Origin of the sequence: Micrococcus sp. UYEF5, assembly GCF_040546065.1 — a bacterium.
Taxonomy (GTDB): Bacteria; Actinomycetota; Actinomycetes; order Actinomycetales; family Micrococcaceae; genus Micrococcus; species Micrococcus luteus.
The window spans coordinates 295,520-306,209 of record NZ_JBEPNB010000003.1 but is presented as its reverse complement, the minus strand read 5'-3'; the positions used below and the strand labels follow the sequence as shown (position 1 = coordinate 306,209).

9 protein-coding genes are annotated in these 10,690 nt (G+C 73.3%); 4 read left to right on the top strand and 5 right to left on the bottom strand.

Features of this window, described 5'->3' with window-relative positions; all coding sequences use genetic code 11:
* The first annotated feature begins 508 nt into the window (after positions 1-508).
* The gene (locus ABIB16_RS05140) at positions 509-1,486 is read left to right on the top strand and encodes a hypothetical protein (protein ID WP_036315903.1); all 978 of its coding nucleotides are present in this window, start codon (positions 509-511) and stop codon (positions 1,484-1,486) included.
* 205 nt (positions 1,487-1,691) lie between these two features.
* Here ABIB16_RS05140 and ABIB16_RS05135 read toward each other — a convergent pair whose 3' ends face one another.
* The 5 genes from ABIB16_RS05135 to ABIB16_RS05115 form a co-directional block, all read right to left on the bottom strand.
* On the bottom strand, positions 1,692-2,447 hold the full coding sequence (locus tag ABIB16_RS05135) for an iron ABC transporter ATP-binding protein (protein WP_163721145.1): 756 nt from the start codon (positions 2,445-2,447) through the stop codon (positions 1,692-1,694).
* Positions 2,444-3,532 (bottom strand): iron chelate uptake ABC transporter family permease subunit, encoded by a 1,089-nt coding sequence (locus ABIB16_RS05130; protein WP_163721146.1) that lies wholly within the window; start codon positions 3,530-3,532, stop codon positions 2,444-2,446. The genes ABIB16_RS05135 and ABIB16_RS05130 overlap by 4 nt, the downstream gene beginning before the upstream one ends.
* On the bottom strand, positions 3,525-4,583 hold the full coding sequence (locus ABIB16_RS05125; protein ID WP_163721147.1) for an ABC transporter permease: 1,059 nt from the start codon (positions 4,581-4,583) through the stop codon (positions 3,525-3,527). Before ABIB16_RS05125 ends, ABIB16_RS05130 begins: the two co-directional genes overlap by 8 nt.
* Positions 4,580-5,644 (bottom strand): siderophore ABC transporter substrate-binding protein, encoded by a 1,065-nt coding sequence (locus tag ABIB16_RS05120; protein WP_102708506.1) that lies wholly within the window; start codon positions 5,642-5,644, stop codon positions 4,580-4,582. The genes ABIB16_RS05125 and ABIB16_RS05120 overlap by 4 nt, the downstream gene beginning before the upstream one ends.
* Positions 5,645-5,806: 162 nt before the next feature.
* Entirely contained in the window at positions 5,807-7,138 is a 1,332-nt protein-coding gene (locus ABIB16_RS05115) for a THUMP-like domain-containing protein (RefSeq protein WP_163721149.1), read from the bottom strand.
* A 69-nt stretch (positions 7,139-7,207) separates the two neighbouring features.
* Here ABIB16_RS05115 and ABIB16_RS05110 point away from each other — a divergent pair, with 69 nt between their 5' ends.
* From ABIB16_RS05110 to ABIB16_RS05100, 3 genes are all read left to right on the top strand, one after another.
* On the top strand, positions 7,208-8,404 hold the full coding sequence (locus ABIB16_RS05110) for a glutamate--cysteine ligase (RefSeq protein ID WP_144825584.1): 1,197 nt from the start codon (positions 7,208-7,210) through the stop codon (positions 8,402-8,404).
* Positions 8,405-8,486: 82 nt separating this feature from the next.
* Complete coding sequence (locus tag ABIB16_RS05105) at positions 8,487-9,662, top strand: alcohol dehydrogenase catalytic domain-containing protein (RefSeq protein WP_044659441.1); 1,176 nt, start codon at positions 8,487-8,489, stop codon at positions 9,660-9,662.
* The gene (locus ABIB16_RS05100) at positions 9,659-10,690 is read left to right on the top strand and encodes an NAD-dependent epimerase/dehydratase family protein (protein WP_060973710.1); all 1,032 of its coding nucleotides are present in this window, start codon (positions 9,659-9,661) and stop codon (positions 10,688-10,690) included. The genes ABIB16_RS05105 and ABIB16_RS05100 overlap by 4 nt, the downstream gene beginning before the upstream one ends.

Genomic DNA, 10,690 nt, shown 5'->3' with positions numbered 1-10,690 from the left:
GAGAGGTTGACTCGAAGGATCACACGGTGGCCGCGTCCACGTCTGGAACGACGTGCCCGACCACCGGGCGCTACACCACTATGCGGGACTCAACTCGGAGGGCGCGGGGCGCGGTGCGGTGGGATGCCGTGGGGCGGCGGGCGGGGCGGGTTCCGGGCCCGGGCCCGGGAGCATACGGAGTGGTCACGACTGCGGCCCGCAACCTGTCCCTCCCCCACTCCCCGCCCTCCCCCCTCCCCCCTCCGTGGGCAGAAACCACACCCCCGCCCATCGCGTGGGCAGCATCCGCAGGTTTTCGATCTCCGTGGGCAGAAGCGCCCTCTCTTCTGCCCACGGATGTTGCGTGGGCGGAACTCCTCGCAGTTCTGCCCACCGAGCCATGACGACGTCGTCCCGGCGGGACAACCGGCCGCCGCCGAGTCCTGCACAGCCGGCCCACCCCGCGCCGGTGTGCACAGACACGCGGCCCGCCCGGCCGTCGTCAGGCCGACCGCGTCAAGGTCGACCCATGTCCTTCGCCCCCGATCTCCCCCTCGTCCCCGTCTTCACCACCCGCGACGTGCTCGAACGCGGTCTGCCGCCCAGCCGGGTGCGGCGGTCCGACGTCCTCCGCCTCGCCCGCGGCATCCACCGTCGCCGTGACATGCCGCTGCGCACCTGGGAGTCTGCCGGGCTCCCGCCGCCGCACCACGGGGTCGGCCTCGACCTGCTGACCGCCCTCCTGCGGTCCCGTCCCGACGCCGTTCTCTCCCACGAGACGGCGGCGCACCTCCACGGCCTCCCGCTTCCCCCGGGCGGGGCCACGCGACGCGCCGCCGTCGAGATCACGTTGCACCGCGGCACCGCACGGGCGCGGATCCCCGGCGTCATGGAGCACCGCAGACCCCTGCCCGCCGGCCACGTCACCTCCGTGCTCGGGCTACGGGTGACGACGCCGGAACGGACCTGGCTCGATCTGTGCTCGATCGGCCACCCCTGGGACGAGGCATCCCTCGTGTCGGCGGGTGACCACCTGGTCCGTCACCCCTGGTCCCCGCGCGGCCGGCGGCCTCCCATCACCACGGTCACCGCGCTGCACGAGGCGATGCGGCCGCTCGGGCGGTTCGTCGGAAGACCGCGGGCGACGGCGGCGCTCGAGCGCGTACGGGTGGGTGCCGACTCGCCGCAGGAGACCCGGCTGAGGCTGGCGCTCGTCGAGGCGGGGCTGGGCGAGCCGACGCTGCAGCACGTGTTCGACCCCGGGCGGCGGGACGCCCCCGAGGCCGATCTGTGGTTCGAGGACTGCCGGCTCGTCCTCCAGTACGACGGCGAGGTGCACCGGAGTGCCGAGCAACACGCCCGGGACGCCCGGCGAGACCAGTACTACGCGGAGCGTGGGCAGATGACCCTGCACGTCACGAGCCGGGACGTCGGCGAGGGATACGCGCGGGTGATCGAGGCCGTCCTCAGACGACGGGCACAGGTCTCGAACGGCTGGGATGCCTGACGTCGTCGTCGCGTATGGCCCTGCCGTCCATGCGCAGGGGTTCCGTGGGCAGAAGCGAGGGTGCTTCTGCCCACGGAACCTGGAAACACGCGGGTTCTGCCCCCGGAAGGCGAGACCCGGCGGGTTCTGCCCACGGAACGCTCGCGTCGGCCGGGCACCCGACCCCCGCCCGGACCGACCCGGGCCGGCCTCACCGTCGCCCCGCTCAGTAGTACACGGCCAGCGGCCCGTGCGGTCCGTCCACCACGCTGCAGGGGGTCTTGAAGATCCGCTCCAGCACCTCGGGGCGCAGGATCTCGGCCGGGGTGCCGGTCTCCACCACCTGGCCGTCGCCCATGGCCACGATCCGGTCGGCGTAGTGGGCGGCGAAGTTGATGTCGTGCAGCACGATCACCACGGTCCGGTTCAGCTCGTCGGCGGCCCTACGCAGCTGCTGCATCATCTGCACCGAGTGCTGCATGTCCAGGTTGTTCAGCGGCTCGTCCAGCAGCACGTACTCGGTGTTCTGCGCCAGCACCATCGCCACGTACGCGCGCTGCCGCTGGCCGCCCGAGAGCTGGTCGAGGTAGCGGTTCTCGAACGGGCCGAGGTTGAGGAAGTCGATCGCGTCGGACACGTGCCGCTCGTCCTCCAGGGTCAGCCGGCCGCGCGTGTACGGGTAGCGCCCGAACCCCACGAGCTGTCGCACGGTCAGCCGCGTCACGAAGTGGTTCTCCTGCCGCAGGATGGACAGGGTCTGCGCGATCTTCCGGGACGGCGTCGTGGTGATGTCGTGCCCGCCCACGGCGATCGTCCCGGCGTCGGCGTCCTGCAGCCGGCCGATCATCGTCAGCAGCGTGGACTTGCCCGCCCCGTTGGGCCCCACGAGCGCGGTCACTCCCCCGGCCTGGATGTCCAGGTCCACGGGCCCGATGCACACCTCATCGCTGTGGCGCTTCACCACGCCGCGCAGCTCGATCACAGACGTCCCTTTCTCATCACGACGACCAGGAAGGTGATGCCGCCGATCAGCTCGATGACCACCGTGACCGCACCCCCCGCGTAGAACACGTGCCGCAGCACGAAGTAGGCGCTCGTGAGCACCGCGTACCCGGCCAGCGCCGCCACCGGGAGGATGAACCGGTGGTCGTGGGTGTCGACGAGGCTGTACGCCAGCGTCGCCACGAGGAACCCGAGGAACGTCATCGGGCCCACGAGCGCGGTGGTCATGGCCATCAGCACGGAGACCAGCAGCAGCGTCACCATGAGCTCGCGCCGGTGGTGCAGGCCCAGGTTGGTCGCGGCGTCGGCGCCGAGCGCCACCGTGTTCAGGCGGCGGGAGCGCAGCCACAGCAGCGCGCACACGACGACGGCGATGGGCGCGGCGATCGCCACGTACTCGGTCCGGGCGTTGGAGATGTTGCCGAAGAGCCGCGCGCTCAGCAGGTCGAACGAGTTCGGGTCCAGCAGTCGCTGCATGAACGTGCTCAGCGCGGCCAGCCCGCCGCCCAGCACCACGCCCACGAGCAGCATCAGATGGACGCTGCCGTAGGGCCGGGAGAGCAGCCACGAGTACAGGGCCGTCGCCAGCGCCACCATGAGCGCGGCCTGGGCGAGGAACGGCCCCACCCCGGTCAGCACCGCGACGCCGGCGGCTCCCAGCACGTACACGGCGACGGTCGACACGGCGGTGTAGAGCGCCTCGAACCCCATGATCGAGGGCGTGATGATGCGGTTGCCCGTCACCGTGTGGAAGCTGACGGTCGCGAAGGAGTGGCACAGCGCCACGATGCCGATCACGCCCAGGGACTCCACGCGCATCCGCGCGATCATCCAGAACGCGCGCGAGCCGGGCTCGGCCTCGTTGCCCCACAGCAGGATCCCGGCGGTGGAGAGCACGGCGACGGCGGCCAGCACCGCGACGACGACCGCATACCTCCGGCGGTCGGCGGCGGTGACGAACGCCCCGGACCGGCGCGGGGCGTCGGCGTCGACGGGCCCGGCCGCGGTGGCGCCGCCGGGCGGGGCGGGGAGGCGACCCGGGGCGGTCGCGAGCGGCTCAGCCATGCTTGGCCTGCCTCAGCAGCAGGGCGAGGAACACGATCGCGCCCACGAGGCCCAGGATCAGCGAGATGGGCACCTCGAACGGGGCGATCACGGTGCGCCCGATCAGGTCGCAGACGATCACGATCCACACGCCGACCATGACCACCCAGGGCAGGTTCGTCCGCAGGTTGTCGCCGCGCACCATGGACACGAGGTTGGGGACCACGAGCCCCAGGAACGGGAGGGCCCCGATCACCACGGTGACCACGCCGGTGGCCACGGCCACCATGGCCACGCCGGTGAGGATCACGGCGTCGTAGTTGAGGCCGACGTTCGTGGCGACGTCCTTGCCGAGGCCGGCCACGGTGAAGCGGTCCGCGATGAGGAAGACCGCCACGCACACGATCAGCACGAGGAAGAGCAGCTCATACCGGCCGCGGACCACGGAGGTGAACGAGCCCGCGAACCACGCGCCCACCTGCTGCAGCATGTCCGTCTGGAGGGCGAGGAACGTCGACGCGGCGCCCACGACGGCGCCGAGCATGATGCCCACGATCGGCACGATGAGGGAGGACTGCAGGCGCACCCGCCGCAGGAAGAGGAAGAACACGAGGGTGCCGACGAAGGCGAAGAGGATGGCCCCGACCATCCGGGTCACCAGGCCCGCCCCCGGCACGAGCACCATGGTCACCAATAAGCCGAGACCGGCCCACTCGGTGGTGCCCGTGGTGCTGGGCTCCACGAAGCGGTTCTGCGTCATGAGCTGCATGATCAGCCCGCACATCGCCATCGAGGCGCCGGCCAGCACGAGGGCGACCGTGCGCGGCACGCGCGTGATGGCGAACATCTCGCGTCCGCCCTCCGCGCCGACGTCGTACACGCCCACGAACAGCGAGACCACGATGAGGGCCGCGGTCACCACGACGCCGACCAGCAGCGGCCAGGTGCGCTGCCAGCGGGTGCGCTCGGGCCGCAGGACGGCGGGCGGGACCCAGCACACGCGGTCGCCCCGCCCCGGCTCCTCGAGCCGGGGCGGGGCGTCGGCGACGTGGTGACGCACGTCGAGAGTCACTGCGCGCCTTCGAAGGCCTTCGCGAGGTCCTCCATGACGGTGGTGTGGTTCTGGATGTCCTCGGCGACGTAGAAGTCGGCGGGCAGGTAGACGATGTTGCCCTCCTTCACCGCGGTCACGTCCTGGAGGGCCTCGGAGCGCTCGATCAGCTCGGCGGCGGTGGCGTTCTCCTCGCCGATGGCGGCGTCGCGGTCCATGACGATCAGCCAGTCCGGGTTCGACTTCGCGATGGCCTCGACGGAGATGTCGTCGCCCTGGTGGTTGTCGGTGCCCGACTGCTCGAGGGCCGGGGTCAGCTCCAGCATGTCGAAGAACGGGCCGATGGCGCGACCGGTGCTGGGCGCGACGTACGACAGCTCTCCGCCCGAGGCGATGAGGCCCATGACGGTCTGCTCGGGGTCGTAGGCGTCCTTGGCGCGCTGGGTGGCGGCGTCGAAGTCGGCGATGAGCTTCTCGGCATCGGCCTCGTGGCCGGTGGCCTCGCCCAGCAGGGTGGTCAGCTCCTTCAGGCCCTCGTCCATGGGGGTCTGCGTGACGTCGAAGTCCGTGTCCACGACGGCGGCGTCGCCGGTCAGCTCGTCGATCTCGGCCTTGCGCTCGTTGAACCGCTGGCCGTTGAACACGACGTCCGGCTCGGCGGTGACGAACAGCTCCATGTCCGGCTCCCGGTGGTTGCCGATGTCGGCGACCGAGTCGTCCTGGAGGTAGGAGGGCCCGCCCTCGCCCTTGTACATGATCTGCTTCGGCGCGGCCGACAGCTCGACGCCCCAGTCGTCCAGCGTGCGGAAGGTGCGGTTGTCCGTGGCGATGACGGAGTCGACCTCCTCCGGCAGGGTGACCTCGGCGCCGGACATGTCGGTGACGGTGACCCCGGCCGCGATGCCGCCCGAGGCGGCCGAGGAGCCGCCGGCGGCGCTCGCGGAGGCCGAGGACTCGCCGGAGGCGCTCGCGGAGGACGAGCCCGTGGCCGCGCCGCCGGCGGAGCAGCCGACGAGGGCGAGGGCCGCCACCGAGGTCAGGGCGAGACGGGCGAGGCGGGGGGCGCTGACGGAACGCGGCATGGTTCTCCTTCTGGGCGGCGGGGCTGCCCCGGGATGAGCAGTCGGGGTGGTGGGCGCGCTCTTGTGGAGGTGAGCCTTGCCTCAGTTGAATACCGTACACGAGGGTGCCGTAATCCCCAACGGGGGTTCGACGGGCCCCGCGGCCCGCGGCCTCGAACCCCGTCAGTCCAACGGCGTGACCTCGAGGGCGAACCGCGACCGGCCCACGCGCGCCAGCACGAGGGTGGCGTGCCGTCCGGCCCCGCCACGCCGGCCCGGCTTCGCCCCGCCGAGGACGGCGCGACGCACCTCCTCGGGCGTCTCGCGGATGCCCCGCTTCTTCACGTCCAGCCGGCCCACCCCGGTCTCCTTCGCCCAGCGCCGCAGGGAGGCCAGGTGGAAGTCGTGCACCGCCTCGATCCGATGGGCGCGGGCCAGGCCGTCCCGCACCGGCTCGGGCGCGACGAGGTAGGCCAGGTGGGGGTCCAGCTGCCGCGTCGGCACGGGCCAGGACGCGGCCAGGTCCGTCACGAGTCCGGCCCGGATGACGGCGCCGTCCGGCTCGTGCAGGACCGCGCCGACGAGCCCTGCCATGCCCTCCTCCCCCACGGCCTCGACCTCGGGCGAGTCGCCGAAGTCCGCGCCGGAGACGAGCTGCGCCGTCGTCGTCTTCCCGCCCCGGACGGTCATGACGCGCGCCGCCCGCCGCACCCCGGGGCGGGCCGCCGCGTTGAACCACAGGGCGGCCTCCACGACGTCGCCGTCGACGCTCACCCACTCGGCCTCGGCGCCCTCCGGCACGGCCTCGTGCGGGAGCCCCGGGCCGAGCTTGACCCCGACCGGCACGCCCGTCGCGGCAATGTCCGTCACGACGCTCAGGGGCGGGGAGAACGCCTCGGGGTCGAACACGCGCGCGGATCCGCCCCCGCCGACCTGACGGCGGGCGGGGTCCAGCCACACCGCGTCCGCCTCGGCGGGCACGTGGGCGCGGGCCCAGGCCACGGCGTCGCCGTGCACCACACGCGCACCGCGGAGGCCGGCGAGGTTCACCTCGGCGGCCGCGGCGACGACGGCGTCCCGCTCCACCGCCACGACGTCCAGGCCCCGGTCGGCGAAGGCGCGCGCGTCCAGGCCGAGACCGCAGCCGAGGTCGGCGACGCACCGGGCCCCCGCGGCCGCCAGCCGGTCCGCGTGCAGGCCCGCGACCAGCGGGCGGGTGGCCTGCTCCAGGCCGTCGCGGGTGAACAGCATCCGGCGCGCCTGCCGCCCGAGGCGGGCCTCCGCCCGGGACCGCAGCGCGGCCTGGGTCAGCGCGGCGGCCACGCGCTCCGGAGGATGCCCGGCCGCACGCAGGCGGGAGGAGACCGCGAGCGCGTCGGCCTCCCGGTACCCGGCGAGGGAGTCGAGGAGCGCGCGGCCCTCCGGCTCGAGGACGGGGGTCAGGGCAGTGGCGTCCGCCTCCGAGGCGGCGGCCGTGGGGCGCGGCGAGCGGGAGCCGGGGCGGGGACGGGCCATGCGCCCCACCCTAGGTCCGAAGCGTGGACACCGGGCGCAGACCCGGCAGGGGCTTCTAGGATGGGCGGCATGACTCTGCCCTTCGCCGACTCCGCGCAGTCCACTCTCGGAATCGAGTGGGAGCTCGCGCTCGTGGACGCCGTGTCCGGCGAGCTGCGCTCCGAGGCCCCGGACCTGCTGCGCGCCCTGCATGTGACCGAGGGCCTCGCCGAGGACGACGTGAACCCGCACATGACCAGCGAGCTCCTGCAGAACACGGTGGAACTCGTCACGGGTGTGCACGAGCGCGTCGACGCCGCGACGGCGGACCTCGGCCGGATCGCCGCGCGCGTGGCCGACGCCGCGGCGGCGCGGGGCATCTCCCTGTTCTGCCAGGGCACGCACCCGTTCGCGGACGCGATCGCGCAGCCCTCGACGCCCAGCGAGCGCTACGACCGCATGCTGGATCTCACCCAGTACTGGGGTCGGCAGATGCTGATCTTCGGCGTGCACGTGCACGTGGGCCTGGACGACGTCTCCAAGGCCATGCCGGTGGTGAACGGCCTGGTCAACCGCGTGCCGCACCTGCTCGCACTCTCGGCCTCCTCCCCCTTCTGGGCGGGCACGGACACGGGCTACCAGTCCCAGCGCACCCTCCTGTTCCAGCAGCTGCCCACGGCCGGCCTGCCGTTCCAGTTCCAGGAGTGGGAGGACTTCGAGCGCTGCGTGGCCCAGATGGAGCAGGTGGGCATGATCGCGGACGTCACCGAGTGCCGCTGGGACGTGCGGGCCGTGCCCCGCCTGGGCACGGTGGAGATGCGCGCGTGCGACGGCCTGGCCACGCTCGAGGAGATCGCCGCCGTGACCGCCTACACGCAGTGCCTCGTGGATGACCTGTCCGCGAGCCTGGAGCGCGGCGAGACGGTCGAGGTCCTGCCGCCGTGGCACGTGCAGGAGAACAAGTGGCGCGCCGCCCGGTACGGCATGGACGCCACCGTGATCGTGGACGCCCGGGGCACCCAGGTCCCGCTGGCGGAGCACCTGCCGGCGGAGATCGAGCGACTGACCCCGGTCGCCGAGCGGCTGGGCTGCGCGGCGGAGCTCGCCGGCGTCCAGGCGATGATCGACGACGGCGGCGCCGCGCGTCAGCGTCGCGTGGAGGCACAGGCCCTGGCCGGCCCGCCGGCCGCGGGTGAGGACACGGATGACGCGGTGGCCCCGTTGCGCGCGGTCGTGCTGGACGCCGCCGCCCGCACCCGCGCGTCGCTGGACGGCCGCACCGGCTGAGCGGCCGTTCCCCCGGCGAGGTGGCGGCCCCGCCGCCCCTGCAGGCTTCCGCCGCCCCGCCCGGCGCGTCTACGGTCGCACCATGCGAGCACTCACATGGCAGGGAAAGCGCAACGTCGCCGTCGAGGACGTCCAGGATCCGCGGATCCAGGAGCCGACGGACGCTATCATCGAGGTCACGTCGACCGGCATCTGCGGGTCGGACCTGCATCTGTACGAGGTCCTGGGGCCGTTCATGGACGCGGGGGACGTGATCGGTCACGAGCCGATGGGCATCGTCCGCGAGGTCGGGTCCGAGGTCACCCACATCCGGCCCGGTGACCGGGTGGTCGTGCCCTTCACCATCTCCTGCGGCCGGTGCTGGATGTGTCAGCGCGGGCTGCAGTCCCAGTGCGAGGCCACCCAGGTGCGGGAGCAGGGCTCCGGCGCCGCACTCTTCGGCTACTCCCGGCTCTACGGCTCCGTCCCCGGCGGACAGGCCGAGCTGCTGCGCGTGCCCCACGCGGACTACGGCCCCGTGAAGGTGCCGCACACCGGTCCGGATGAGCAGTGGCTGTTCCTCTCGGACGTCGTCCCCACCGCCTGGCAGGGGGTCCGGTACGCGAACGTCCCCGACGGCGGCACGCTCGCGGTGCTCGGCCTCGGCCCCATCGGCCAGCTGGCGGCACGCATCGGCGTGCACCTGGGGTACCGGGTGATCGGCGTCGACCCGGTCCCCGAGCGCCGCGCGATGGCGGCCCGGCACGGCATCGAGGTCCTGGACGCCGACGGCGGCGAGGCCGAGGTGCTCCGCGAGCGCACCGGCGGCCGCGGCCCCGACGGGGTCGTGGACGCGGTCGGCATGGAGGCGCACGCCTCCCCGGCGGGGCATGCGGCCCACACCGCCGTGGGCCTGCTGCCCGACGCGCTCGGCCGGGCGGCCATGAAGACCGCCGGCGTCGACCGCCTAAGCGCCCTCCACACCGCGATCGACGCGGTCCGGCGTGGCGGCACGGTGTCGCTCTCCGGGGTCTACGGCGGCATGAAGGACCCGATGCCGATGCTCACCCTGTTCGACAAGCAGGTCACCCTGACGATGGGCCAGTGCAACGTCCGTCGCTGGGTGGACGACCTGCTGCCCCTGCTCGACGACCCGTCCGACCCCCTCGGCGTGCTCGACCTGACCACGCACACCGCCCCGCTCGAGGACGCGCCCGCCCTCTATGGGACGTTCCAGAAGAAGGAGGACGGCTGCATCAAGGTGGTCCTGAAGCCGTGAGGATCGTCGTCCTGGGCGCGACGGGCAACGTCGGCACCGCTGTCCTGCACCGCCTCCAGGCCGCGGACGAGGTGAGCTCGATCGTGGGCGTGAGCCGGCGCGGCCCGGACCGGGCCGGAGCGCCCTACGACGGCGTCGAGTGGCACCGCCTGGACGTCGCGGAGCCCACGGCGGCGGGGCGGCTGCGCGAGATCGTCGCCGGCGCCGACGCCGTCGTCGACCTGGTGTGGGTGATCCGCCCCAACCGCGACCGTGACCACCTGCGCGCCGTCAACGTGGTCGGCAACGAGCGGGTGTTCCGGGCCGTGGCCGAGGCGGGTGTGCCCCACCTGGTCTACGCGTCCTCGGTGGGCGCGTACGGGCCCGGGCCGAAGGGCCGCGCCGTGGCCGAGTCCCATCCCACCACCGGGGTCCCCACCTCGCACTACGCCGCGCAGAAGGCCGAGGTCGAGTCGATCCTCGACCGCGTGCAGGCCGAGCACCCGGAGCTGCTGGTGACCCGGCTGCGCCCCGGGCTGATCTTCCAGTCCGCGGCCGGGCCCGAGATCAAGGACTACTTCCTGGGCGACCTCGTCCCCGCCCGGCTGGTCGCCCGCCTGCGCACTCCGGTGCTCCCCTTCCCGCGGGGCCTGCGATTCCAGGCGCTCACGGCCCAGGACGTGGCGGACGCGTACTGGCGCGTGATCGCCCACCGGGCGGGCGGGGCCTTCAATGTGGCCGCCGACCCCGTGCTGGACGCGCACACCATGGGCACCGTCCTCGGGGCGCGCCGCATCCTGGAGTTGCCCGTGGGCCTGTTCCGAGCGGCCGCGGCGCTGACCTACCGGGCACGGCTGCAGCCCACCGACCCGGGGTGGGTGGACATGGCCGCGGCAGCGCCCATCATGGACACCACGGCCCTGCGCGCCGCGACCGGCTGGTCCGAGACCACCGACGCCCGGGAGGCGGTCCGCCTCGTGCTCGACCATCTCGACGGCGCCGAAGGCCTCGGCAACGCCGGGCACCGCTCGCACTCGCCCACGGAATGA

Coding starts and splice junctions, on each gene's coding strand:
- ABIB16_RS05140 (WP_036315903.1), top strand. CDS start 509: ATGTCCTTCGCCCCCGATCTCCCCCTCGTCCCCGTCTTCACCACCCGC.
- ABIB16_RS05130 (WP_163721146.1), bottom strand. CDS start 3,532: ATGGCTGAGCCGCTCGCGACCGCCCCGGGTCGCCTCCCCGCCCCGCCC.
- ABIB16_RS05120 (WP_102708506.1), bottom strand. CDS start 5,644: ATGCCGCGTTCCGTCAGCGCCCCCCGCCTCGCCCGTCTCGCCCTGACC.
- ABIB16_RS05115 (WP_163721149.1), bottom strand. CDS start 7,138: ATGGCCCGTCCCCGCCCCGGCTCCCGCTCGCCGCGCCCCACGGCCGCC.
- ABIB16_RS05110 (WP_144825584.1), top strand. CDS start 7,208: ATGACTCTGCCCTTCGCCGACTCCGCGCAGTCCACTCTCGGAATCGAG.
- ABIB16_RS05105 (WP_044659441.1), top strand. CDS start 8,487: ATGCGAGCACTCACATGGCAGGGAAAGCGCAACGTCGCCGTCGAGGAC.